The organism is Jeotgalibacillus soli, from assembly GCF_000829435.1.
GTDB lineage: Bacteria > Bacillota > Bacilli > Bacillales > Jeotgalibacillaceae > Jeotgalibacillus > Jeotgalibacillus soli.
The window spans coordinates 483536-508797 of the sequence record NZ_JXRP01000018.1 but is presented as its reverse complement, the minus strand read 5'-3'; the positions used below and the strand labels follow the sequence as shown (position 1 = coordinate 508797).

23 protein-coding genes are annotated in these 25262 nt (G+C 36.0%); 4 read left to right on the top strand and 19 right to left on the bottom strand.

The window, feature by feature from the left end; all coding sequences use genetic code 11:
• Positions 1-86: 86 nt before the first annotated feature.
• The 4 genes from KP78_RS12880 to KP78_RS12865 all read right to left on the bottom strand — a co-directional run bounded on the left by KP78_RS12880 (position 87) and on the right by KP78_RS12865 (position 3686).
• A complete protein-coding gene (locus KP78_RS12880; protein ID WP_041089507.1) occupies positions 87-575 on the bottom strand; it encodes a prolipoprotein diacylglyceryl transferase in 489 nt (162 codons plus the stop codon).
• A 260-nt stretch (positions 576-835) separates the two neighbouring features.
• Entirely contained in the window at positions 836-2281 is a 1446-nt protein-coding gene (locus KP78_RS12875; protein ID WP_052474804.1) for a phospholipase D family protein, read from the bottom strand.
• 594 nt (positions 2282-2875) lie between these two features.
• On the bottom strand, positions 2876-3160 hold the full coding sequence (locus tag KP78_RS12870; protein WP_041089506.1) for a HesB/IscA family protein: 285 nt from the start codon (positions 3158-3160) through the stop codon (positions 2876-2878).
• A 253-nt stretch (positions 3161-3413) separates the two neighbouring features.
• Complete coding sequence (locus tag KP78_RS12865) at positions 3414-3686, bottom strand: hypothetical protein (RefSeq protein ID WP_235420924.1); 273 nt, start codon at positions 3684-3686, stop codon at positions 3414-3416.
• Positions 3687-4026: 340 nt separating this feature from the next.
• Between KP78_RS12865 and sspO the strand changes: the two genes are divergently transcribed.
• Positions 4027-4176: a small acid-soluble spore protein O gene (gene sspO, locus KP78_RS12860; protein WP_041089505.1), complete on the top strand. Its 150-nt coding sequence runs from the start codon at positions 4027-4029 to the stop codon at positions 4174-4176.
• A gap of 258 nt (positions 4177-4434) precedes the next feature.
• On the opposite strand, the gene KP78_RS20735 is transcribed toward sspO, so the two are convergent.
• From KP78_RS20735 to KP78_RS12820, 8 genes are all read right to left on the bottom strand, one after another.
• On the bottom strand, positions 4435-4632 hold the full coding sequence (locus tag KP78_RS20735) for a nuclear transport factor 2 family protein (RefSeq protein ID WP_052474803.1): 198 nt from the start codon (positions 4630-4632) through the stop codon (positions 4435-4437).
• 489 nt (positions 4633-5121) lie between these two features.
• Positions 5122-5955 (bottom strand): protein-glutamine gamma-glutamyltransferase, encoded by an 834-nt coding sequence (locus tag KP78_RS12850; RefSeq protein WP_041089504.1) that lies wholly within the window; start codon positions 5953-5955, stop codon positions 5122-5124.
• A 314-nt stretch (positions 5956-6269) separates the two neighbouring features.
• Positions 6270-6854 carry an SCO family protein gene (locus tag KP78_RS12845; RefSeq protein WP_041089502.1) on the bottom strand — a complete coding sequence of 195 codons (585 nt, stop codon included), beginning with the start codon at positions 6852-6854 and terminating at the stop codon, positions 6270-6272.
• Between the two features lie 120 nt (positions 6855-6974).
• Positions 6975-10106 (bottom strand): AAA family ATPase, encoded by a 3132-nt coding sequence (locus KP78_RS12840; RefSeq protein ID WP_041089500.1) that lies wholly within the window; start codon positions 10104-10106, stop codon positions 6975-6977.
• On the bottom strand, positions 10103-11245 hold the full coding sequence (locus KP78_RS12835; RefSeq protein WP_041089498.1) for an exonuclease SbcCD subunit D: 1143 nt from the start codon (positions 11243-11245) through the stop codon (positions 10103-10105). Before KP78_RS12835 ends, KP78_RS12840 begins: the two co-directional genes overlap by 4 nt.
• 382 nt (positions 11246-11627) lie before the next feature.
• Positions 11628-12671, bottom strand: a complete 1044-nt coding sequence (locus tag KP78_RS12830; RefSeq protein WP_041089496.1) for a sugar phosphate nucleotidyltransferase — start codon at positions 12669-12671, stop codon at positions 11628-11630.
• A 12-nt stretch (positions 12672-12683) separates the two neighbouring features.
• The gene (locus KP78_RS18715) at positions 12684-14678 is read right to left on the bottom strand and encodes a galactosyltransferase-related protein (protein WP_052474802.1); all 1995 of its coding nucleotides are present in this window, start codon (positions 14676-14678) and stop codon (positions 12684-12686) included.
• Positions 14679-14707: 29 nt separating this feature from the next.
• The gene (locus tag KP78_RS12820; protein ID WP_041089495.1) at positions 14708-14923 is read right to left on the bottom strand and encodes a hypothetical protein; all 216 of its coding nucleotides are present in this window, start codon (positions 14921-14923) and stop codon (positions 14708-14710) included.
• Between the two features lie 744 nt (positions 14924-15667).
• On the opposite strand from KP78_RS12820, the gene KP78_RS12815 reads away from it, so the two are divergent.
• The 3 genes from KP78_RS12815 to KP78_RS20730 are packed head-to-tail and all read left to right on the top strand — an operon-like array spanning position 15668 to position 16253.
• Positions 15668-15889 carry a transcriptional regulator gene (locus tag KP78_RS12815; RefSeq protein WP_041089492.1) on the top strand — a complete coding sequence of 74 codons (222 nt, stop codon included), beginning with the start codon at positions 15668-15670 and terminating at the stop codon, positions 15887-15889.
• A gap of 16 nt (positions 15890-15905) precedes the next feature.
• Positions 15906-16073, top strand: coding sequence for a YolD-like family protein (locus tag KP78_RS19240; protein ID WP_084220026.1), 168 nt, complete (start codon positions 15906-15908; stop codon positions 16071-16073).
• 27 nt (positions 16074-16100) lie between these two features.
• Positions 16101-16253 carry a YolD-like family protein gene (locus KP78_RS20730; RefSeq protein WP_157841498.1) on the top strand — a complete coding sequence of 51 codons (153 nt, stop codon included), beginning with the start codon at positions 16101-16103 and terminating at the stop codon, positions 16251-16253.
• Positions 16254-16864: 611 nt separating this feature from the next.
• Here the strand turns inward: KP78_RS20730 and KP78_RS12805 are convergent.
• The 7 genes from KP78_RS12805 to KP78_RS12775 all read right to left on the bottom strand — a co-directional run bounded on the left by KP78_RS12805 (position 16865) and on the right by KP78_RS12775 (position 25028).
• Complete coding sequence (locus KP78_RS12805; RefSeq protein ID WP_041089490.1) at positions 16865-17464, bottom strand: YesL family protein; 600 nt, start codon at positions 17462-17464, stop codon at positions 16865-16867.
• 32 nt (positions 17465-17496) lie between these two features.
• Positions 17497-18987: a glycoside hydrolase family 32 protein gene (locus tag KP78_RS12800; RefSeq protein WP_041089976.1), complete on the bottom strand. Its 1491-nt coding sequence runs from the start codon at positions 18985-18987 to the stop codon at positions 17497-17499.
• A 61-nt stretch (positions 18988-19048) separates the two neighbouring features.
• Positions 19049-20011, bottom strand: a complete 963-nt coding sequence (locus KP78_RS12795; RefSeq protein ID WP_041089487.1) for a PfkB family carbohydrate kinase — start codon at positions 20009-20011, stop codon at positions 19049-19051.
• Positions 20012-20085: 74 nt separating this feature from the next.
• Positions 20086-21723 carry an ABC transporter substrate-binding protein gene (locus tag KP78_RS12790; RefSeq protein ID WP_235420923.1) on the bottom strand — a complete coding sequence of 546 codons (1638 nt, stop codon included), beginning with the start codon at positions 21721-21723 and terminating at the stop codon, positions 20086-20088.
• 92 nt (positions 21724-21815) lie between these two features.
• Positions 21816-22724 (bottom strand): carbohydrate ABC transporter permease, encoded by a 909-nt coding sequence (locus KP78_RS12785; RefSeq protein ID WP_106388568.1) that lies wholly within the window; start codon positions 22722-22724, stop codon positions 21816-21818.
• Positions 22725-22742: 18 nt separating this feature from the next.
• On the bottom strand, positions 22743-23681 hold the full coding sequence (locus KP78_RS12780; RefSeq protein WP_106388567.1) for an ABC transporter permease: 939 nt from the start codon (positions 23679-23681) through the stop codon (positions 22743-22745).
• Positions 23682-24044: 363 nt separating this feature from the next.
• Positions 24045-25028 (bottom strand): LacI family DNA-binding transcriptional regulator, encoded by a 984-nt coding sequence (locus tag KP78_RS12775; protein ID WP_041089973.1) that lies wholly within the window; start codon positions 25026-25028, stop codon positions 24045-24047.
• Between the last annotated feature and the right edge of the window lie 234 nt (positions 25029-25262).

Genomic DNA, 25262 nt, shown 5'->3' with positions numbered 1-25262 from the left:
ATTCGTTCCACTATCATTAAGTCGTTACATTTATACTATTACATTTAAAATTTATTATGTAAAAATAATCAGATTTTCCGTCCTTTCTACTCATTTTCATCATGATTTATGGCAGGTAATATCGGTTTTATCGGTTCATTTGGTATAGTCAGAGTTATTGATCCATTTTGATCATTGCTTTTATTTTCAGAAGGAAAGGATTCACTGACTCTCGGTTCACTTTCTAGTTGATCTGTATCTTCTTCTTCAGATTGCACAGGATTTTCATCTAACGTTTCTTCTGATGATGGAGATGATGTTTCTAAAGCAGGCTGTTCATCCAGTTTATCTTCAGATGGCTGCTCTTCCTTTTTTACTGGTTGTTCTTGATCTTTGGTATCATCTGTCATTTCTTTCATTTCACTTTCTCCATTTTGTTGATCATTTGTTGTTTCTTGAAGTTGCTGTTCATCAATCTGCTCAGTTAAAGGGGTGTCAGTTTTCGGCTTAAAAATAATGATCCCCATGACCAGCACACTAGACAGAATTAAAAATGACATAAAAGAAAGTAACATCCATTCTTTTTTACTTTGCATCTTTTCACCCTTTGGTTGGAATGATTAATTTATTTACTTTTATAACAATTATATTACCATATAAAGTGTACAACGAATCATGTCGAAATTTCACGCTGCATTTAGTGTAAAAACGGTTTTCTTCATTCGTAAATCGCTATCAAAACTGTGATAAAAAAAGAGTGATTAAAGCCCTACCTCATTTTTTGGTTAAAGGCAGAAAAAAAGGCTGTTCTACACGTCAAAATCTACTTGACATATAAAAACAACCCTAAGTTTCTTTAATAGGTCGTAAATCCAAAAAATTTCTGTAACGCGTATATTCCCCGTTGCCAAAAGGAAAGTGTATCTTGGTATTCGGTTACCCCTACAGTATAGGAGCCTCCATCGTTATTCCATAGGGTAGAAAAATAGCCATCAACTTCCTGCATTACCTCTTCATCGATTGGACCACGAACAATTAGGTTAGATTCCAAATTATAGTCGACAAGATTTCGTTTCGTAAAATTAGCTGAGCCGCTAATAATCGTTGCTTTATCTTGATTTTTAACCAGCATCATTTTTGGATGAAATTGCTCTTCAGTTACATTATACCAACGTACCTGAACAAAACCATTCGTATTTTCAATGATTTCGTTGACAACTGGCCTGTTTGGAAGGCCTGTTTTATCATTTCCAAAGGCCGTTTCATTTGGATCTAGCAGTAAGAATACATTCGCTCCACGATTTGCAGCGTCCGTTAGCCCTTCTACTACACTGCGATCTGCAAGATAAAACATGGCAAGCCAAATCTCATCTTCTGATTGTGCATCGTTTAAGGTCTCCAAAATTTGCGTCCATGTTTTTCCTTCCGTTACATATTGAATGGTAAGGTCACCTTTCGAATCGTTTGCTCCATTATATTTAGGAAGTGTAAACTGGTGTTCAGAAAGATTGATTACTGCTTGTTCAGCATTCAGCATATCCTGGATAATTGGGCCGCTAACTTCAAACGCGACATTGCTATGAAAGCCTGATTCATCATGTGCATTTCCCGAGGATATCATGGCACTCTCATCTGTAATAATCATTTTTCGATGATTCGCTTTTACATTCATTAACTGCAGGTAGGAGCGCACAGTCATCTTAGGACCATCTGGAACAAAAGCATTTCGTACCGAGCCGTCCCCTTCTTGTCCAAACCATTGAGCACCCATTCTCCATAGACCAGAATAAAGCGGAGTTGGATCACGGAGAGGATTTAACTCTGTGAATACAATGTCAATGCCAGCTTGTCTCATCGGTTCAAGCCACTCTCCCTCGTAGGAAGAATAGCCTGTATTGACATGATCTGTTATAAAAACGATCTCCATCTCAGGATGGTTTTCTTTTTTTAGGATGAGCTTATTCATCAGGTTATCACTTAATGGAGGAAATTTACCCTCTTCTTTCACAAGCCCGTTCATCATAAACATATCAATCACAATAAATTCTTCTGACGACTCAATCATTTGTCCGATCCGATCAAAAATCTCCTGATCCACTACTTGCTTTTGATTTAATGTATAGGTCAGGTCTCTATAAAACTGAATATCTTCAACTTCATAGTACTTACTCTCATAAGAAACGCCCTCGGGAAGCGGCTTGTATTGATGGTAGGTAACAACAGCGGTATAGATTAAAAGAAAAATTGCCAGACCAATCCATCTTTTTTTCATCCACCACTTGCGTTTTTTCCGCTGTACCACGTGCACTCCTCCTATTGTGAAAAGTTTTTATGTTTAATAGTCTAATTGTAGCTATCACAACAAGGATTGACAATCTTTGAGCCGGTTTTTATAATAACGAGCTGCTACTAGAACAACTTGCTTATGAAATGAACTAGTTAGCACATATTTTGTGAGCCATTTTCAGATTCAGGAATCGAATAATTTTAATAACCTGATTTACACAAAAAACGCTCATCTTTACAGCTTTTAAGCAGATCAATGAGTAATTTGCTGCTCTTAAATTCATTTGTAGGGAGCAAGTAGTATTTTGGGGATGATATTTAGCAACAGTTGATAACATTAATTTTTTGATTTCATACCCTGAAAGTGTGAAGTAGCAAATGGACACTTTTCTTTTGCTAAAATGTTATTAACTATTCTAGAAAAAGATCACGGTCAACGAACATAACTTGTCATTTTCATTAACGTCAAAATTTAAAAGGAGGAGTATTGGGGAGAAAAAAAGCATTAGATTGGATTAATATTTTTTTCTAGCTTACGTCTTCATCAACATAATTATTTATAATAGAAAGAAAATATAGTTGGTTGTAACCAATAACCATTTATTATTGATCATATCGAAACTAATGGATTGGGATTTTTAATGATCATTCCATCTGCGGAGTAATCAATTACTGTTCCTTTAATAAACCGAACATCAGACGGGTGAACAAGAACAATGATATCTCCCAAATCAATGATATGATCCTCTGCGTTTTTTTTCTTGGACAAGCTTAATGCATAAGAGATTTCGTTACAGCACTCACTTTGTATACCGAATCTTAAAAAGGTTTCCTCTTCAATGTCGTTCTGCATTTTTTTAATCATGTCTAACGCAGTTTGTGTAATGTTAATCATTTCTTCCCCTCCTTAATTCTGCACTCATGATTCTCCAGAAATAATGATGATGTTTTTATTGATTAACTTTATTGTCACTCAATTCTTTGTGCAAGACAAGTGTAAAGAAAAAAGAGTAAGCCGTAAGGTGCTCACTCTAACGATTCATTAATATGGTTTTTACATTTTTGATTCTATTTATTATGTTCCTACATAACAACGCTGCATGAAATAAATACTTAGTTAAGCTACCAATTAGTTACGGTATTCAATATTAATGTGTATACAGTCGCTCTAATTCCTTTTTATTCAAATTCAGCTGTTCCTCCAGTTGATGGATAGGTTCTTGATGCTGAATGTTTTGTAGAGCATTCGTCAGTGCGTTCTCTGCTCGATCAATCATCGTCAGTGCATGTTGGATCAATTGCTCTGTTGGGTGTGAAAGTGCTTGTCCAACAGCTGCTGTTACATTATCAACAGAATTATGCAATTGAGAGATCAAGTTATCATGTTTCCAGCTCATTTCCGTATGGTTATGGTTCTCCAAAGCAAAGACCTCCTCTTTTTTTCACATATTAGCACGTCCTTACTATGGCAAAATTATTTCTTTTTTATTCAATAAGTGAGCTATTTCATTTTATCGAAAATGGTACATTTATCAATTTTCATCCTAGAATTTCTAGGATGCTTTCTTTGAAAACGGCAAAAATATAAAAGTAATGGAGGTGAGCTCTTTGAGTAATGCTAAGCATAAAAAAGACAGTAAACCACAAGCAAAAAGTAAGAATAAACCTAAACATAAAACATCCAGTTCAGCAAATGGTCAAAATGGATATCATTAGAACTAATACAGTATACGTTTAATCCCATCATTAGGAGGCATTTTCATGGCAAAAAGAAGAGCAAAGCATATAATTCCCGGAATGAACGCAGCGAGTGCACAAGGCAAAGGTGCAGGATACAATGAAGAAATAGGCAATGAACCATTAACTGAACTAGAAAAACAAAATAATAAGAAACGTAAAAAGAATCAATAAACCCATTTTTCGCTTAAATGAAATTCTCATTTTTAACGTGGTGGTCATCAAAAGTGATGGTCTGATTAGCATAAAAACCAATGAGATATGGACACTAAGCCCTTTCTCATTGGTTTTTCTTATAAAACATAATAGCCTTCATTTTTGATACTCCAAGATTATTGTAGCAACTTTCTTAATTCTCCTGTCAAATACTCAACTATATCAGGCCTTCCATGAAATTGCGCCGGGGGTCGTTTGAATAAGCTAAATTTTCCATTAATTGTCATTACGAACGACAACAAGTGTTTGATGGGCATTAAGCTCAGGATTGAGATCTTTTTTCCCAGGTGGAACGATTGCTACAATCGTGCGTAAAAGTACATGGTTATTTTTTAATAGCCGTACCTCTTTCACTTTACTTATATAGGGAGGTGTTGGATGGGTTAGAAAAATGGGCGCAAGATGTGATAACACTTCATTTCGTCCTTTTACTTGGCTTCCTCCTCTGTTAACAGCTCAGCCATTCTAGTAGCGTTGTGATTATTCCAAGCATTTATAAATTGCTCTTTGAGTAAAGTTACTCTTTTTACTATAGAAGATCCCATGTTATTTTCCTCCCTACAATGATCTTCTTAAAATCATCTCATCAGTGCTATCCAATTTATCACATTAGTATATAGGTATCCAGTCTTTTGAAGTTCGATTATACAGAGATAGTAAAAGAATCATGTGCGTCTTGTTTATATAAAGTTGTAGAGGCTTTTTCCCTGAATATAATGAGTCCCATTTTAAATACCGCCTCCCCATGAGAAGACGGTATCTTTTTTTACAGCTATTTTTTGTATCAGATGACATGGCATTAATTGGTTGATAAAGGTTATCATTAAGCTCGTAAATACTTCAACATGTCCATTTCCAATTTAACCATCGTCAGTATGAGCAAGAAAAAAAGATTAATCTACATCACAAAAGATAAATTTTTGAACCGATTTCCGAAACGATGAGATTGGAAAAATCACTAAATTGATGATGTACAAGGGAATTTTTACGAAATTTTTTTAATCTATAATTACTTATATGGTTAAAATTTATACCCACTATATGATTTGACAAATAGGATGATTTTTCAAAATTTCTTTTTCTTTTTGAATTTAAAACGCCAATTATCTGCGTACTTGTTCCAATTCCTATCCCATGTCCAAAATAAAGGTCATCATCTAAAACAATAGCATTTTCTCCTTGCCACTCCGGCGTCTTTGGGTCATAGTCAGGATTATTAAAGTAAACACAATCCCCCGGTAAAAAATCCGTACCTTCATGAATGATAAGCTCAAGATCCTGATCGTATTGCCAATCGTATAGAATAAGACCTAAAAAAAGGCGGTTAAATTGTTCTTCATTAATTGTATCTAAAATCGCCTTATAAAATATGATGACGATCGCTGTAGCACATTCAAAAGCGTATTTTTTTCCATTTAGGAAGATGTCTTCAATACCTGTTTGCGGAGAAACGTTTACTTTTAGCTCAAAGGCCCCTTTATTTGTGCGCCGCCAATATTCTTCATTACATTTAGATGTTTTAAAGGTTGCAAATTTTACCCCACTTTTATTTAACAATCTAGCAGCTTGAATGATCTGAAGCCTCATCCCCAGTTCAAATTCAAGTTCACTAATTGTCTCATATTCATAAACCCTACTGTACTTATCCATAAATTCAAGGATTTTAAATTTCCCACTCGATAAAATCACATGATTGAGCTGACTTATATCTATCACTTTTTGATTAATTTTTATCATCTATGCTATCCGCCCTTTTGTTAAAATTTATTATAATGAATGACATCTACCTGATATACTTTTTACTGAATTATATGAATAACTGAACCGGAATATCCAAGATAATTAGAAGCTTGGTGTTATGAGATTTAGGTCCATTTATACATTTCATGACTGATAGATAAAAATGCAGGTCAAGCCAAAATAGAATGTTGCCAGGACAAAAAAACGGAGCATGAAATCATTGTGATTTCATGCTCCGTTTTTTGATGTACGAATTGAAAATTTGGATATGGTTCTGATAACTGGTGAATAGCAGAAGCTAGATTAAGCCTCTATTCATTTGAAACAGCTTTTAAATCTGCCACGATCTCTTCTGTTGGTACATTAGAAATGCCGTCATAGCTATTTACCACACGGCCTTCTTTATTTACTAGGTAAAAGCTTGTCCCATGAATCATTTGGTCAGAGGATGGATCATCCGCGACGATCGCCATAAATGAGTCCTTAGCTAATGCAATGATTTCATCAAGCGAATAGCCAGTTAGAAAATGCCACTTTTCCTCATTGATTTTATAGATTGACATAAAATCCTTTAATGCTTCTGGTGAATCATTTTCAGGATCTACACTGAAGGAAAGAATTTGGTAATCCTCGATTCCTTCTGCTTCAATGGCTGCCTGAACTTGCGTCATATTGTAGGTCATTGGTGGACAAACCGTTTCACAATTCGTAAAAATAAAGTTGACTAATAGTGGTGTTCCTTTTACATCTTCCAAAGCGATGATCTCGTTGTTTTGATCCTTAAAGGAAAAGTCATTTAATTCTGTATCCATATTCCCTTGAAAACCGCCTGAGCAGGCAGCTAAAATAATGGTAAATGTCATGATTAGCAAGTATAATAACAAACTTCTTTTCATTTCAAACCTCCTCCGTTCTCCTTACGTTCCACTCATATTCTTTCTTATCGTACAAAAACAATAAGCGAATCTCAACGGATCTTCTACTATTAAATTGTAGATTTTGTGTCGAGTAATCATTCAGGAAGTAAAATGGAACTCAGTCGTGCTGCCTTGCTGGGTGGACACGACTTCAAGCCTTGCATCTATTCTCTCCTTTAATTCAGGAACATGGGATATTACCCCAACAACTCTTCCGCTGCTTTGAATATCGATCAGCGATTCAATGGCTTGATCAAGCGATTCAGGGTCAAGCGTACCAAAGCCCTCGTCTATAAACATTGTCTCTAATGAAACCCCTCCAGCATGTGATTGGACGACATCCGCAAGTCCTAGTGCAAGAGATAATGAAGCCTTAAATGCTTCTCCTCCAGATAAGGTTTTCACATGTCGCTGCTGGCCTGTATACTGATCAAAAACCAACAATTCAAGCCCGCCTTGTACATTCCCTTTTGATTTATCTTCTTTTCGAATCAGCTCATAGCGGCCAGAAGTCATCTTATTTAACCGCTCATTTGCAACGAGCAGGATATCCTCTAGGTAAAAAGCTAGCACGTATCGTTCAAATGTTAGGCGCAGCTGGTTTTTCCCATTCGCCATCTCAGCAAGATGACCAATTAATGCATATTCTTTCTCCAGCTTTTTCGTTGCGTTGGCATTTTCATCTAGTTGTTCAAAAAGACGTTCATGACGTTCAATATAAGACGATATTACTTGCTGCGAGGAAATGGTTTCTTCAATTTTTTCCTCAGCGGAAACCAGCTTGCTGGTAAGTTCTCCAATAATAGGCTTTTCCTGATCTTTTAGCTGTTCACTCAGTGCTTTAAGTTGTTCTTTTGTAGAGTAGAGCTGTTGTTCAAACGTATGAATCTCCTGCTCCAGACGGTTCGTTTCTGCTTCCAACAGCCTTGCGGATACAAGCTCTTCTTCCGTATTGAATGATGAATCCTCTATTATAGAACGAAAAATTTCTTCGGCTTTTTGCATTCGTTCTATTTCCTTTTCAAGCTCCTCTTCACTTTGAATCAGTCGTGTTTGAAGCGCTTGAAGATTTTCGTTAGCTTGAGTAAATGCTTGTTCAACTCTTTTTTTGGCTTCTTCGAATTGAGCAATCGCTTTTTTGGTTTCGTTTATCTTCGTTTGATAGGTTCGATCGTTTAAATATTCCTCCGGAAGTCCCTCGCTCAGTCGTTTTAAATCAGCCTGAACTTCAATATATTGCTCTCGTTTTTGTTGGACGTCAAGCTTGGTATTTTCAAGATTAAGTAAAAGTTGATCCAGTTCCTTCTGCAATATCTCTTTTTGCGCGAGCGCTTGCTTCGAACGCTCGGCATCTCGTTCAAGATGTTGAATAAACTTTTCCTGCTCGCGCATATTTTCAATTAATTCATTTTTAACTGACTCCAACTCTTCCCATTTAAAATGTGGGCTGTTGATTTGAATTTCAGCTATAAAATTTAACTTATCTGCTTCAAGCTCCTCAATTCTGCTTTTTGCTTGATTATATTCAAATTGAATACGATCTCTCACCGTTTGTTTTTTATGCCAGTTTTCCGTTGCAACAATTCTCATCTCATCAGAAATTACATGCTTCTGTCCACTTGCTCTGTCTGGATGATCTAGTGAACCACATACAGGGCACGGCTGACCGTCCTCAAGTGTGTGGGCAAGCACGGATGCTTGTGAAGCAAAGAATTTTGCATCAATTTCTTCTTTTTTGGCCAGTGCCTTCTGAACATGCTTCTCCTGCTTCGTTAAATCCTGTAGCAATGCTTCCTTTCTTAGAGACCATTGATTAAGTTGCTCGGCATGCCGTACTGCCCGTCCCATTGTCTCCAAATGATAGCGATTAGTAGTTAAGGCTTCTCTTTCTTCCAATACTTTTATTTTCACATCGCTTAGCTGTAGAACTGTTTGATCTGCCTGGACGAACGCTTCCCTTTTAGCGGTTACGTTACGTTCTAATTGATCCATAAGCTCTCTTTGCTTCGTTCCATCATTTTTAATGTTAAAAAGAGCTTTCTCAATTGATTTTCTTTCATTCAGCTTCGCTTCCATCGATAAAAGCTCTCGAAGAAGCTGTTGATTTTCTTCATTGATTAGAAGGTGCAGCTGCAGTTCTTCAATTGAAGTCTTCGCTTTTTCAGCTTCTGATGATGCGATTTCAACATCTTTTTTTAGACGGCTAATACGTTCATTTCGTTCATTTACAGCCTGTATCTTTTCATCACGTTCTTTTTTAGACGGCCAAATGCGCTCCGCTTGCTTCGCCAGTTCCAGGTTTTTTTGGGACATATCTATTTCTGGTTGTTGATTAATCAGCCCGAGCTGTTGATTTTGCAACACCGCAAGTCTGTTAAAAGCATCCTGAATATAGTTAGCACGTTCAATTTCCTTTAACAGCTTATCTCGTTTTTCCTGTTGTATGATTAATTCTTTATTGAGCAGTGTTTTATATTCTTTCTTAGTTGCTACTAAGTTCTTTGCTACTGAAATAACCAATTCTTCGTTGATTGGATCGTTTAAAAGCAGTTCACGCAACTCTTCATGCTCTAATGGTTCAATTGACCCAAGCCATTTGTTGCGTTCTTGACGGGACTCGCCAACCTGCCGTTCTAGCTGACCCGCTTCTTCTTTTAAGCGGTCCTGAAAAGACCGGAAAAGCTGTGTATGGAATAAACGCTGTAATATTTGTTCTTTATCTTTGCTATCAGAAGTTAATAACTTGCGAAATTCCCCCTGCGGTATCATTAATATCTGTCTGAACTGATGAAAATCAAGTTGCATGATCTCCTTCACTTTTTCATCTACTTCTCGTACATTGTCAGCCAGAAGCAGCTCCAGTCCATCCCTTATTTCATACATCTCTGCTTTTGAATTAACGGTTGTGAAACCATCGCCGCGTTCCTTCTTCTTTTCCTGCTGAGGCGATCTGATAATTTTATATTGCTTTCCTTTCAGTTCAAAATGAAGTTTCACTTCGGTCAGTAAGGATGGCGGGGCAAAATGACTGCGTAAATCCGTTCCTGTTCGTTCTTCCCCGCTTGTTCTCCCGTAAATCGCAAAGCTGATCCCATCAAAAATAGTCGTTTTCCCTGCACCCGTTTTACCAGATATAACAAACATTGTCCGGTTTTCTAGGCGCCTGAAATCAATATGCTCCTGCTTAGCATAAGGACCAAAAGCCTGCATGGTCAGCGTAATAGGCTTCATGACTGCTCCTCCTTCACACGAACATCTTCCATTATTTCTCTAATCTTTTTTTCTTTTTCTTCATTCCATCCTGCCGTTGTGATTTGAGCATAAAAATCCTGGAAAAGTGCAAGATCCGTTTTTCCTTCACGCGTATCCAGTTCCATATGCTTTTTCTTGGCCTGATCACGCAAAGCTGTTTTACGTTCTAAATGAAGCACATTCGGATATACCTGGCGAAGACGGCCCATGGGGTCAATTAATGCCCCCTCATCTAACAACGTGATTTTCAAGAAGTCTTCCAGCTTTTGTTTTTGATAGAAGCTGGCATCCATCAGTTCCTCTAAATATCCATCAAGCTCCCGCATATCACGCTTTGGACGCAATGGGCGCTCTTTAACCGTAAACGTCCCATCTTCGTTAATATCCACGATTTTAACCACTTTTCTTTGTTTTGCTTCAGAAAAAGAATACTTCATGAGCGAGCCTGAATAATGAATGGTATCATGCTTAATTGCATCCGGACTATGTAAATGGCCAAGCGCGGTATAGGAAAATGGTTCAAAAAGATCCGCACCAACCGTCCCTGATCCACCTACAGATAGGGTTCGTTCTGAATCCGTCGTTTTACCCCCTAATACAAACGCATGTCCGACCAAAACATTTGGAATACTTGTATCCATATTTTTCGTAATTGTATCCACCACTGCCTTCATCGCGTCGTGATGGGAGTGTATAGCGTTTAACCCAAGCTGCTCTCGAATCGGTCCCGGCTCAGAAAAAGGAATTAAATGAAAATGAATTCCGTTTATTTCAATTGTATCTTCCTCTGTCCATTTCCCGGCCATATATAATTTTGAATGGCGATACCAGGAAGAACCAAACGACAGACGATCGGCACTATCATGATTTCCCGAAATCGCAACAATCGGAATCTCCATATCGACATTTATTTTTCTAAGCGTATCATTTAATAGATTAACAGCTTCGGTCGGCGGTACAGAGCGATCGTATAAATCACCTGCAATCACCAGAGCATCCGGTTTCTCTTCTTCTATAATGCGGATTAATTCGTGTAAAACATGCTGCTGATCCTGCGTCATATAAACGCCGTGTACAAGCTTGCCTAAATGCCAATCAGCTGTGTGAATAAACTTCATGTGGTTAACGCCTCGTTTCTACAATTTCCATTGCTGTCATTATATCAAATGATGGGTGTTTTACGAATGAATTGGGAGGTGGTGGGATTATGCGGTATTTAAAGCCATTAGTGAATAGATAATTACCCCTAGACCAGAAAAACTCCTTTTCCAAAAACTGATATACCATTGACTGAAGAAATCCCCCTCTATTATTAGTCTTCAGTGAAAATACCTTAAGTACAGTTTACGTATTTTCCTTTACTATATAGATCCGAACAGGTAGTACAGCATAGTACTGTGGTAAATAAAAAAATCATTTGATCATTTTGAAACAAATAAAAAAACCAGAGAGCTCTATAAAGATTCTCTGGTTAGGTACTTTAGTTCAATTAATTATACTTTATCCTTCTTGCTTAAAAATAGAGGACTCCTGACGATTTAAACTCCAAATTGATTGATCCCCAAGCATGCATGTTAGTACACCATCTGAGGAATCTTCTGTTTTTAAAACGGCTGCATTGCCTATAATACTGTTTCTTATTAAATAATTAGACTTTATAGTTGCATTAGTCATAATTATACTATTTTGAATCCTGCAATTTTGAATGAAGCAGCCATCTTGTATCGTTACATTAGGACCAATAATGGCATTTTTAAGAATGCATGCGTCTCCGATATGAACTTTCCCATAAAATAAACAATCTTCTATACGCGTGTTTTGTCCTCTACTCACTTCTGAACTTTGTGCTCCCATCATCCAAGCGTTGGCCTCAAGCCATCGTTCAGTAGTCCCAACATCAAAAGTAGGCAGGTGTGTTTCAATATAGGCTATATCATGACCTTGATCGATCAACCATTGAATAGCATCTGTGATCTCATATTCTCCGCGATCAGACGGTTGTATAGCATGAATGGCTTCAAAGAGTTCAGCTTGAAAAATATAGGCACCCATCACAGCCAAATTGCTTTTTGGGTTGGTGGGTTTTTCTTCAATTCCTGTTATTTTTCCCTGCTCAATTAAAGCCACCCCAAATTCTTCTGGGTTGACAACCTTCTTTAAGAGAATAGAAGAACGATTACCATTTGACGCTTCAATCAAAGACTCGAACGGTTCAGCCAGCAGGTTGTCGCCTAACAACAGCAAGAATGATTCTTGCCCGATAAAATTTTGCACAGATCGAAGTGCATGTGCAATTCCCAAAGGTTTATTTTGTACAAAAACTTTAATGGCACCATCAGGATAGTTTGATTCTATATGCTCTAAAATGACTTTTTGAGATGGATTGATGACAATTCCGATCTCTCTGATCCCAGCCGCTATCATTTTCTCAAGCCCGTGGTCCAGGAGCGGTCGATTCATCACGGGCAATAAAGTTTTTGGCAATGAATAGCTAAACGGCTGCACCCGTGTGCCCCTTCCTGCACAAAGGATAATTCCTTTCAATCATTTCACCTCCTAGCTGTCTAATGGAATGGCTTTTTCCCATATTTCTTTCTGATTTAAGAGCCTTCTAACCCAATACTCTAATTTATCCCCTGATTTACATACGATAAAGTGATGCCCATTATTCGTTTGCGAAAGCATAATCGGCTCAATATTCTCTTGTGTGATTTGAAAAGGACCATTCCATGGGTAACCAATTTGTTTATTATCTCTCCACCATAGCGCAGCGCCGCCAGCTTCAAGCTTGCAAACGACCACGAACTGTCCGGATAGGTTTTCATAAAACAATGGTGTACCAGATACCCCCTCAGCAAATGTCTCGCTCTTAGTCCATGTCTTATTTATAGGATCTTCCCAGTAATGACATAAATGTCCATCGGACTGAACGATAAGTTCATCATTACCAAAATTAGTTTTAATTGGAATGGAAGGATGAAAACGATAAGAATCATTTTCGTACCATGGAAACTGATTTGTTTTAAATTGCTTGATGTAATGTTCGCTATCCAATCGTATAATTAATTCTCTTGCTGGATCACTCTGTTCACGGATAATTGGATGGCACAACCATCCTTCTTCTATCAAATTGATCGAGTCTATCATTTCTTTTAATGTGAAATAAGGGCGAAACCTAATTAATTTAGAGTCTGTCTTACGGGGATAGCTTTTGATCCTAAATCCTAATTGTTTAGCCATGTTTACAAATAGAATCTCATCCGTTCCAAATGAATTTGTTTTTGTAAGAGACACGGTTAATTTTTCTTTTAGTTGTGGTTCTAATAACGCTTTAACTAATTTTCTATTTATCACTTGGCCAACATTAAAAATTCCATATAATGGATCAACACTAAAAAGCTGCTTCCATGTATCAATATCTTTTTTCATTTCCTTACCTATATACCAATCTTCTTCTGGTTTTCGGAGACTTACGGCCATATAGTCCGTATTTTTCATTTGCTCTTCAATAAACTCTTCATACCCTTTTCTAAAAAATAATGAATCTGAATCGATATTGATAAAGTAATCATACTCGATAGCCAATTCTTCTATCCATTCCATGGTTTCAAGAAAATAGATCGTTGTAAAACCACGCTTTAATTTATGACTGGTTGGACAAACTGGCACTCCTAAGTCTTCACAAAGGTCTGGATCATCCCCACCGTTATATAGAACTACTATGCTATTTGGACAATAAAGCCGTATATTTTCAACGAGTTGTTTGACAAGTTCACGGTCTTTATGAACGAGTACACTGAAGCAAATTTTACAAGTAGATAATGTACTTTCATCCTTTGTGTACTGGTTTGCTAAATATTTTTTACGCTCTTTAATCAGCTGCTCCATTTGTTCTTTATTTCCGCTTGCCGCAATGTATCGCTTTAAAAGTGCTATGTTTGCTTGACCATTTGGATTCGTATTGTAATGAGATGGGGGATGCCACATGTGAAAAAGTCTGCCTTCATAATTCACAAATTGACCACAAAGTGTATTCACTGCATGAGAAAATGCGTCATCCTCCCCTCCCCAGCCGATGAAACGTTCATCAAAGCCACCCACCGCTTCGAAATGCTCCCTTGGTATAACATTTAATTTCCCTGCAAATTCATCATAGAGCCAATTCACCTTTTGACAGTGCTTTAATTCAACATTTATAGGCAAGGTAGGATCTGATTTAACTAGTTTTTTAGTTAATTTCTGAGGAATATCATATATTTCAGTAAATGGCACAACCCATGCTGCTTCATTGAGTAACTTAATTGATTCAGTAATCACGACTGGATCATAAATGATGTCTGCGTCAGCAATCACAAAAATATCTCTTGTAGCATTTTTTGCGGCTTGGTTTACTGCTTTTGATTTATTTATCTCGTTATTTTCAAATATACCTAAACATAACTCAGCTTCTGGCATTACAGTAGAATAGTATTTTTTTACCCACTCAAATGCCTCAGCTCTTGGACCGTAATCAGTCTGAAAAGGGATGATGATCGAGACATTTTCTAACATATGATTCTCCTTTATATTGTTTTTTATGCTTATTCACTGTAATACATGATGTCTACATTGTAGATCTCTTGATCGCAAAGCGTATTTTCACTAATATTTGTCTGAGTTTGAGCGTTAAGCATGTTTTGAACACTTTTCAAGCCTCTTTTGATCTCATCAATATCCAGATCAAGGTACTCGTTATTATTCAGTTTACTAACGCTATAAGATTTGTGAACGATATATCGTTTTTTTCTTGATGTCATTTTTTAAAATTCTCCTTTCACATTTTTCCTAGTAGCGGAGTCGTCAAAAGGGTACACATCATTAACAATAGAAAATAAGCTTTTAATAGTAGATGAAAAATTTCCATCTAACGATACGGATAAATAACTATGAAATGAATATTTAGGCCTTTTTCTTGAATAAAGTACGAAGGTAATGTTTATAAGATAGAGTCGGGTATAAATATCAAACACAATAATTTAGCAGAAAAACCATTTTCTAATTTAACAGTTCTCTTTTATAATCATCAATATACGAAAGTATATTTTTGTCCGGATGGACCAGTCAATCATTTGTTCTTTGTTCGTTATCATGTTTTTCTTGCTCCTTTACCACGATTTGGCGATATGTTTTTCGGTAGCCTGAGGGCGTGTTGCAGAAACCTCCGGCTATTCCTATATTAGACATTGATTGTTCGCTTGTCTCATGGGCTCCAACAACAGGAAATTATGAGGTTACACGAAAAATTAGAAGAAAAGGAAAAGAAAAAGGGCGTATTCTCCAAGGTGATAAAAAAATCGTAAGCTGAAAATTAAAGAGGCTTAAATGAAAAAAAGATATTTTAACCATTAAAATGAACTTGTATGAGTAACTTTGTCTGATTGAATCTTTAAGCACAATTGAATGGATAGCGTCAAAATTGGATCTTACTGGATGAGTAGGATTTATTTTTTTGAATACAAAGCGAACATTTGTTCTATAATAGAAGGAAAGGAGGGAGCAAAGTGAAGAACAAAATGTTGCATGCAATGGAGAGTAACCAAGTTGTTGAAATGATTTATCTATCAAACAGCGGTCAAATCAGTCAGAGGCGAATTAACGTTTTAAAAGTAAATGAAGGGTTCATGGTTGCCTACTGCTTTTTACGTAAAACGCAACGTGCGTTTTCTTACAACAACATTCTTTCCTTTGTTCCGGTTATTCAAAAAGAGAAAATGGTGATCTGACAAGGAGGTTTTTGAATTGATAAAAGACCGAGGAAATATTAAATGGCAATCAGCAATGATGCTTCCGGAGTACGTTAAATTACTCGACAAAGCACGGATGGACTATGAAAAAATAGAAAAGCCTATAATTGATGAACAAATGATGCAAGAAATTGAAATGAACATTCATGAAGCTATGAAGTAAGGATTATTATGTGAGTTCAGCCGTTTTATGAACGGATTCATCCATACTATAAAAGGGCATGTATCCTTCATCGATTTCAACAAACGTCATTATCGAATTTATGATGAAAATAGCGATCTGCATATCTTCCCATTTGATATCGTCGTGGATGTGAAGAAATTGGACGAACGCATCCCTTAAGAGGGTTAGGTTATTCCTTGGAACCAATTTATTTAATGAGTGAAAAGCCAAAGAAATAGCATTGGACTATGTAGTGGGTGCTATCCTTAAAGGATAGCTCAAAATCATTATAGAAAGTGGTTTCTTTACTCAAAAGTATAGGGATGGTGTTGCTATTCTATCTGCAAATATCTTCAAGTTTGTGAGTTCTGAATATCCTTTCTCGGAAAACATAGCGCTGGAAAGATAGCAAAAGGTTTAACAAGCATTTTAATGGTGACTTAAAAATAATAAAGGCATTTATTAGGGTTGCGTCAGAAAAATGCTGATTTACAACGTTAAGCAAATTTTAGCATAAAAAAGTCGGTTCCTATATATAAAGGAATCGACTTTTTTAATTTGGCTTATTAAGCTAAAGCACCCGTTTGTTTAAGTACACTTCTTCACAAAGATGAACCATCAGTTAGCCAAAGTATTCATTAAACCACCACACAATAAGAATAATGGCTTCCAATTCAATAGAAGCCTTTCTTACATAGTTGTTTTATGAAATTAAAGGGAGAAATCCCTCCCACATTTAATGCTAAACTTAATGAAAAAATATTTTTTATATGTCCGTATAAATTAATTGTTTAGCCAATTTCCTTTTTAATCATCACTTGGTTAAACATCATTTGACATAAATAATAAACGATAAATGCTAGAAAACTTCCTAAAATAAATATGGAAACTGGATATGCATACAATATAGCACCACCTATTCCAACAATGATTAATAAAAGAATTGTTAAAATAGGATTCATAAGTGAGAAGAAAAATGCATTTCTGATAACATTCTTCCAATTCAACTCAAAATGTACCATGATTGGAAAAAGGTAAATAGTTATAGAACTAAATAAAATAAGACCAATTATCAGCAATATATAAAGGATCAACTGAAAGGCGGAGCTTTCTGGACTGATAATCTTATAATCAACATACAAGAAAGCACCAACGATACCCCAAACGATAGATAATAAAATACTTTGTTTAAAATTATCTTTAAACTGTATATAAAAACTTTTAAAAATCCCATTCGTTTCTTTCTGTAACTGTCTCTTACGGACAACACCAAACATTGCTGCTGTTGCTGGGAAAATGGTTATTAGGGGGATTGAGGCAATTACCCACAATACATTCAAAAGAAAGTAATCTACGATTGTATTTATTGTGTTCAATAGTCGATTATTCACGTCACTCATCCTTTATCCCTAATCTTTAATGTTTATTTTCTCCAAATTGATTTTAGCATATGAATCTCTAATGTGTTTACTTTTACATTCCCACCAACAGCATACAGTTCAAGATCCTTACTATTCTGATCTGGAAATATTAAATCTGTCAGCACCAATTCTCCATTGTTTCCAAACGCTTCAACAGAAGACCAATCAACAAATAAGTGTAACTTCACTTTATTGTTATCATAAGGAGATAATTCTCCCTCATGTTTACCAACAAAGGATTCATTAAAATCTGATTTTCCAGAATTCGTGCGATCAATAAACAATCGTTGTTGAGTAACGTCATATCCAATGACCGTTTCCTCTAGATTTGATTTACACACTTTTAAACCAAATTCCGCAGCAGTACCAAATTCAAACTCAACAATAATTTCAAGTGTGTTTCCTTTTACATTAGAAATGATATTTTCGCTTGGCACGATTGTTTGATTCATTATGTGTATCGATTTTTCACGAATTTTTTGTAATTCTTGAACCGGCTGTTGAACTAATCGAACTCCTTCCTTCATTGTTTTTAATGTAAGGACTCTTGGAATCGTCATCGCACTTCGCCATTCTTTAGTTGGTGTGATATTTGCATATCTCCAGTTACTCATCCAGCCGAGGTAAATTCTTCTCCCATCTTCATTAGGAATATCCGACCAGCTTACTCCAGCGTAATTATCTCTTCCTTTGTCGATCCAAAGTGTCGTTTCTGGTTTGTGGTCATTTGTAAATGTTTCTCCATTAAACTCCCCAATAAAATATTGTGTCCTTGATCCTTCTTCAAAGCTTGGGTCATCACCTATACTCAAAAACAAGACCCACTTTTTCTGATTGGAATACCCATCTACTGGTAATTCAAACAAATCGGGACACTCCCATACTCCTTCATGTGATCCATGACCGTCTCCAAATTCACTTGCAAACTCCCACTCTTTAAGATTTTTGGATGTATATAGTCTCACAGTTTGACCTGAAGCTAAAATCATCACCCATTTTTTTGTTTCTTTATGCCAGAATACTTTTGGGTCTCTAAAATCAGTAATACTTTCATCTGAAATGACAGGGTTTCCTTCATAAGTCACCCATGTTCGTCCATTGTCTTTACTATAAGCAATACTTTGTCTTTGCCTAGGGCGTTCAGATCCTGGGTAGGTGTCAGCATGAGTAAACATTGCTACTAAACCGGATTGACCATTAAAGAAACCGCTTGTATCATTCCAATCAACGACTGCACTGCCTGAAAAAATCATCCCATGCTCATCTGGTTTTAATGCGATCGGCAAGTGTTCCCAATGGACAAGATCTGTACTAATAGCATGCCCCCAGTGCATTGGTCCCCATGTCGTTCCATTTGGATGATATTGATAAAATAGATGATATTCACCTTCAAAATAAACCATACCATTAGGATCATTCATCCAATTAGCTTCTGGTGAAAAATGAAATTGCGGTCGATACGTCTCTGTGTAATATTGTTGTTTAGTCTCCATGTTGTTCATAAACTTAGTACTTCCTTTCTCCCCAGCTTTTTAAAATCTCATATATTATTAGTTAACATTTAGTAAGTAAAATTTTTTCTACTTGTTCTTTTGATGGCATACTTGGAATCCCACCTTTTTCAGTTGTCGCCAATGCCCCTACTGCATTAGCAAATGTGGCTATCTCAATTAATTCAGATTGATTTAACAAGTTTACATGTTTATTCAACTCTAGTATTTTATATAAAGCACCGCCTACAAAAGCATCCCCTGCACCAGTTGTATCTACAACCTCGGCATGAAATCCTGATGTTCTTCCACTATGACTTTTCGATCTATAAAAGCAGCCTTCTGGTCCTAAAGTGACAAACACAACAGAACACCCGTATTGAGTTTGAATCATTTCCGTACCTTTTTCCAAATCTTCATATCCAGTCAAAAAGACGAGTTCTTCCTCTGACAACTTGACAATATCAGCATATTTTAACCCTTTTAGTATCATTTCTTTCGCACGGTCAAGTGAATCCCATAAAGGAATACGCAGGTTAGGATCATATGAAATCATTACATGATGTTTCTTTGCATATTCTAATGCTTTAAATGTAGCTGTTGCAGCAGGCTCATGTGTCAACGATAATGACCCAAAATGAAAGATTTGTGAATGTTGGATCAACTCTTCGTTAATTTCCTCTTCCGTTAGCATAATATCTGCACCTGGCTCACGATAAAAATGAAAGGAACGATCACCAGTAGGGTCTAAATGGACAAAAGCTAGCGTTGTATTTACTTGATCTGAAAATAAAAGGTTAGTAGTATCAATTTTATATTGTTCTAATCCCTTTTTTAGATGATGGCCGAACTGATCATCCCCAACTTTACCGATAAAAGATGTTTGAATATCAAAATTTGAAAGAGCTACTAAAACATTCGCAGGGGCTCCACCAGGATTCGTTTCGAATAATCCATGTCCTTTATCTGAATATCCTGAAGGTGTAAAATCAATTAATAATTCTCCTAAAGCTGTTACTCTTTTCATGTCTATCACCTATTTCTACATTTTAAATAGAAAGGCCAGATAAAAAGAACATCTGGCCTTAAGGAAAGGATACATTATAACTCTTTATTAAAACGGTCTAACCCAGTTTGATAAACTTCCATTAATTCATTTAATCCCATTCCTTCTAATTGCTCGACATACTCATCCCACTCTTCTTCTATTCCACCTTCAACTAACCATTGGGCTTCCTTCTGTTTCACAAATTCTTTGATTTCCGGTTCAATTGTATTAATCTTTTCAAGCTCTTCTGCACTAAAGAAGATTTGTGGATAGTTTTCCTCAACCATATGTGGTTTGTAGTATTTTTCAAGAATTTCTAAACGTTCTTTTGCTCTTGGCTCCATTTCTACCACTTTTCCAAAATGCTCCTTTAAGACAACAAACGGTCCACCTGGTGCAACTTTTTGACGTAATTCTCCCATCGCAACACCCTCAGGTAATTCTTTGTTAACTAACTTACCATTTTCATCTTCTTCATAGATTTCACCGATTGGTCCCCAGTTAATTTGCGCAGACATTTTCGGATCATATAATTGATCAACCCAACGCATTGTAATCTCTGGATTTGCATTAGCAGATGTAATAATAAATGCATCTCTACCATATTCAGAATAATTGGATCGTCCTACAATAATTTCACCGTCTTTTCCTTTAAGAGGTGGTAAAATCGCATAATCATCCACACGGTCTGTACCAACTACTTCTGTATCTTCCCACCAAATGAAAGAACCAAGTGTTGGATCTTCTGTTTTACCTTTTGCGAATAATTGGGCAGTATCTTGAGTGACAACCTCTGGATCAATTAGTCCTTCTTTAACCCATTGATGATAGTATGCAATTGCCTCTTTATACTCAGGTTGTGTTGCTGCGTAAATCACTTTTCCATCACGAACAACTCGATGATCAGCCTCAAATGAAGCATCTGGCAAACCGAATAAACCGATTAAATCTCCTTCATTACCTGCCCAACCGTTAAACCAAAATGTTAAACCGATCTCATCTTTCTTTCCATTCCCATTTGGATCTTTTTCTTTAAATGTTTTTAAGACATCATGATATTCTTCTAATGTTGTTGGCATTTCTAAACCAAGTTTATCTAGCCATGTTTGGTTAATATACATGATATTTGGCATCCCTATTAAATCCATCTCTTCAGCACGAGGTAAAGAGTAAATATGCCCATCTGGAGCAGTCACAATTTGTTTAAGCTCTGGTCTTTCTTCAAATAATTTCTTTAAATTAGGTGCATATTTATCGATTAAATCTTCTAAAGGGATAATCGTACCACTTTGCCCATGCTGCATTAGATCTTGATCTGTAAAACCTGAAGCATAAAAAGCATCTGGTAGATCACCACTTGCCAGTAATAAATTTTTCTTTTCTTGGTATCCATCTCCAGGGATATTGTTCCATTCTATACTCACGTTCGTCGCTTCTTGAAGTCTGTCAAAGATGACCATTTCAGAATAATCAGGTGCTAGAGGTTGTTTCGGTGAAACAAAATTTAATGTCACCTCTTTTTCAACAATCGGTAAACCTGTTTCATTAAAAGGTACAGCTGATGCTTCTTTTTCTGACTCATTACTTGAACAACCTGTTAAGGCAAATGAAGCACTTAAGCCAAGTGCAAGGGCTATAGACATTTTCTTTTTCTTGTTTCTTTCTATGCTTCTTTTCATTGCTCTAATCATTCCTTTTTCCCCCTTAATATATAAACAATATTAATGCTTAAGTGAGTATAAATCGGAGTCCCCACCTCCTTTAAGAAACCTGTTTGAATTGATCAACCTTTAATTCCACCAATCATAACTCCCTTAACAAAGTACTTTTGTACAAATGGATATAAGACCAAGAGTGGAATGGATGCGACAATAATCACACCGTATTTTATAAGCTCTGAAACTCTTTGTTTTGCTGCTAAAGAATCAATGTCACTCATCATTTGAGTAGAAGCTTCATTTTGAATTAAGATATTACGTAGAATCAATTGAAGAGGATACAAATCCTCATTATTCAAGTAAATTAATGCATCAAAATACGAGTTCCAGTGTCCAACCGCATAAAATAAAACCATTACTGCCACAATTGGTTTTGAAAGTGGCAGGACAATCTTCCAAAAGAATTTTGCATCAGAACAGCCGTCTATCTTTGCCGCCTCTAATAACTCATTTGGTATAGATGTTTGGAAATAAGTTCTTGCAACGATGACATTCCACACCGCAACAGCCTTCGGTAAAATTAATGCCCACATCGTATTTAGTAATCCTAAATCCTTAACTACTAAATAAGTCGGAATTAATCCCCCGGAAAAAAACATCGTGAAGAGGAATAGAAACATAATTAGGTTTCTTCCATATAAATCTCTACGTGATAGTGCGTAAGCAGCCATTAATGTACATGAAACATTTACAAGAGTTCCTACGAACGTATAGATGATCGAGTTTTTATAACCTAACCAAATCTTGCTATCACTGAAGATTCTTTGATACCCCTCAAAGGTAATGTCTTTTGGCAGTAGCCATACTTTCCCCTCATAGATCATATCCGGGTTACTAATCGACGCAATCACGATAAAGTAAAGAGGATAGACGACTAATATAACCATGATTGCGACTAGGAAAATATTAATTAAATCAAAAATTTTATCTTCTTTAGATCTTCTTGGTGTTTTCTTCATTGCGAGCAACCCCATAATCCTTCACCCTCCTAGTTACCACAGACCTTGACCTGATAATTTCTTAGCAAATTTGTTTATAGCCACCAATAAAATTAAATTAATAACGGCATTGAACAACCCTACTGCTGCAGCGAAGCTATATTGAGCCTGTTGCAAACCCATTTTATAAACGTATGTCGGAATAATTTCTGCTGAAGGCTGGTTCAAAGGTGTTTGCAACAAGTAAGCCTTTTCAAACCCAATGTTCATAATATTACCTACACTTAAAATAAGTAAAATGACTGCTGTTGGCATAATAGCAGGGATATCGACATGTAAAATTCGCTTCCACTTATTCGCACCATCCATTACTGCCGCTTCATGAAGTTCAGGACTAACTCCTGCAAGAACTGCTAGATAGATGATTGCTGCCCATCCAGTTTCCTGCCAAACTCCCGATCCAATATATAATGGTTTAAACCACTCTGGTTTCGCCATAAACGAAATAGATTCTCCACCAAACATCATGATGAAATTATTAATAAGTCCATTGTTTGAGAAGAAAACATAAATCATACCTGCTAATACAACGACTGAGATAAAATGAGGGGCATACACCACCGTTTGTACGAAACTTTTGTATTTCTCATGTCTTATTTGGTTCATCATTAATGCAAGAATAATTGGTAACGGAAATCCAATGATTAATTGTAAAACACTAAGACTAAGTGTATTCTTTATTAAACTCCAGAATTGATATGATTCAAAAAATCTCTCAAAATGCTTAAAGCCTACCCAAGGACTTCCCATAATACCTTGTGTTGCAATAAAATCTTTGAAGGCTATAATGACTCCATACATTGGGAAGTAGTGAAAGACAATAAAATAAATTAATGCAGGTAATAAAAATAAATAGAGTTGATAATTGTTTAACAGCTTTTTAAATTTAGCTTTTTTTATGTTTTGTGTAGGTTGATCTACTTTTGTTGACATCCTAACCTCCGTATCCATATCTTTTCCTCACTTTCAAAAATATATTTAAGCTACTATGCAAGCTAGTTTGGTACCTAATTGACTTCAGTAAGTTACCGTTAATATCTAAATCTAGGAAATTAAAAACTATTTATTTATTAATAATATGGGACATCCCCCTTATGTCAACCGCATGACATATTGTTCAAAAAATTTTTCAACCTCTAAAGATTAGCATTTCAAATCTATTAGTTCGCAGTATCCAAAGACTTTTACACCTTTATGAAAACCCTTACAATCAGAATTATATGCCATCTTTTTTTACGTGTCAACCGCATGACATATAATTCATAAAATTTTTCCTCTTACTCAAGTTTATTCTTTCTACGTCGTTTCACTATCAATTATTTTAACAGGTAAAATGGTTTCTAATTGAATATCTTCATGTTCACCATTAATCTGTTTAATGATAATTTCTACAGCCTTTTCAGCTATTTCTTTAATGGGTTGTTCGACTGTGCTTAATTCAGGCAGCAGCATTCTTGTGGTTTCGGTACCATCATACCCAACTATTTTTAAATCTTGTGGAATATTAATGTTTCTTTTTCTAGCCTCTCTTAAGACCTTAGATGCAATCAAATCATCACTTGCAAATATTGCTTCCACTTGAGGATGGTCATCAAATATTTGTTTCACAATATTTATGACTATTTCACCTGTTGCATTAAGAGGAAATTCATATGTAAGTGGATTTAGGTTATTAGCTCTCATAACATCCTCATATGCTTTTCTTCTTAGATTTGCAGGAGTCTCTAAATAATGTGGTCCATTAATATGGATGATTTGTTTACATCCTTTATTAATTAATAGTTGAGTCGCTAGTTGACCACCTTCATAGTTATCACTAGATACAACTGGTGTTTTATTTGATAAATAACGATCGATACCAACTACTGGCAGCATTGGTATTTCGTATTCTTCAATTCCTCTATTGTGAGCACCAGCTATGATTCCATCAACTTGATTCATTTGTAGCATTTTCAAATAATTTCTTTCCTTATCTTCACGGTTTTGACTATTACAGAGTAATACCTTATAACCCAATGAAGAACAAATATTCTCTAAATGAAAAATAAGCTGTCCATAAAACGGATTACCAGTACTTGGAAAAATAAGCCCTATTAAGTACGTTTTCTTGATAAACAGTGAACGAGCAATTTCATTAGGATAGTAATTTAATTGTTCCATCGAATCGTGAACTTTTTTTCTAGTTTTTTCACTAATATACCCACGATTATTTAATACCCTAGAAACAGTTGTTGGTGAAACACCAGCAAGCTTGGCAACGTCTTCAATTTTTGGTTTCACCATCTCTTCTCCCTCCAAAAAATACGATAAGAGTACAATCATAGCTATTACTTATAAAATGCTGCAAGATTATCGATCATAATCTTACCATAATTATTTACGAGAGGGTAACAAAGTTTTCACATGAAAAAAATTTGCAAATACAAAAACATCTTAAATTAATAGTACACTTAGTAATGGCTTCTTGTTCCCCCTGTTCTTCTGTATTTAAAAAACATACCTTTCTGACAAGAC

Bases quoted from the DNA above. Each gene is read 5' to 3' on its own strand.
- KP78_RS12880 (WP_041089507.1), bottom strand. From the start codon at position 575: ATGCAAAGTAAAAAAGAATGGATGTTACTTTCTTTTATGTCATTTTTA.
- KP78_RS12870 (WP_041089506.1), bottom strand. From the start codon at position 3,160: ATGATTAACATTACACAAACTGCGTTAGACATGATTAAAAAAATGCAG.
- sspO (WP_041089505.1), top strand. From the start codon at position 4,027: ATGGCAAAAAGAAGAGCAAAGCATATAATTCCCGGAATGAACGCAGCG.
- KP78_RS12850 (WP_041089504.1), bottom strand. From the start codon at position 5,955: ATGATAAAAATTAATCAAAAAGTGATAGATATAAGTCAGCTCAATCAT.
- KP78_RS12845 (WP_041089502.1), bottom strand. From the start codon at position 6,854: ATGAAAAGAAGTTTGTTATTATACTTGCTAATCATGACATTTACCATT.
- KP78_RS12840 (WP_041089500.1), bottom strand. From the start codon at position 10,106: ATGAAGCCTATTACGCTGACCATGCAGGCTTTTGGTCCTTATGCTAAG.
- KP78_RS12835 (WP_041089498.1), bottom strand. From the start codon at position 11,245: ATGAAGTTTATTCACACAGCTGATTGGCATTTAGGCAAGCTTGTACAC.
- KP78_RS18715 (WP_052474802.1), bottom strand. From the start codon at position 14,678: ATGTTAGAAAATGTCTCGATCATCATCCCTTTTCAGACTGATTACGGT.
- KP78_RS12820 (WP_041089495.1), bottom strand. From the start codon at position 14,923: ATGACATCAAGAAAAAAACGATATATCGTTCACAAATCTTATAGCGTT.
- KP78_RS20730 (WP_157841498.1), top strand. From the start codon at position 16,101: ATGAACGGATTCATCCATACTATAAAAGGGCATGTATCCTTCATCGAT.
- KP78_RS12800 (WP_041089976.1), bottom strand. From the start codon at position 18,987: ATGGAGACTAAACAACAATATTACACAGAGACGTATCGACCGCAATTT.
- KP78_RS12795 (WP_041089487.1), bottom strand. From the start codon at position 20,011: ATGAAAAGAGTAACAGCTTTAGGAGAATTATTAATTGATTTTACACCT.
- KP78_RS12790 (WP_235420923.1), bottom strand. From the start codon at position 21,723: ATGATTAGAGCAATGAAAAGAAGCATAGAAAGAAACAAGAAAAAGAAA.
- KP78_RS12785 (WP_106388568.1), bottom strand. From the start codon at position 22,724: ATGGGGTTGCTCGCAATGAAGAAAACACCAAGAAGATCTAAAGAAGAT.
- KP78_RS12780 (WP_106388567.1), bottom strand. From the start codon at position 23,681: ATGTCAACAAAAGTAGATCAACCTACACAAAACATAAAAAAAGCTAAA.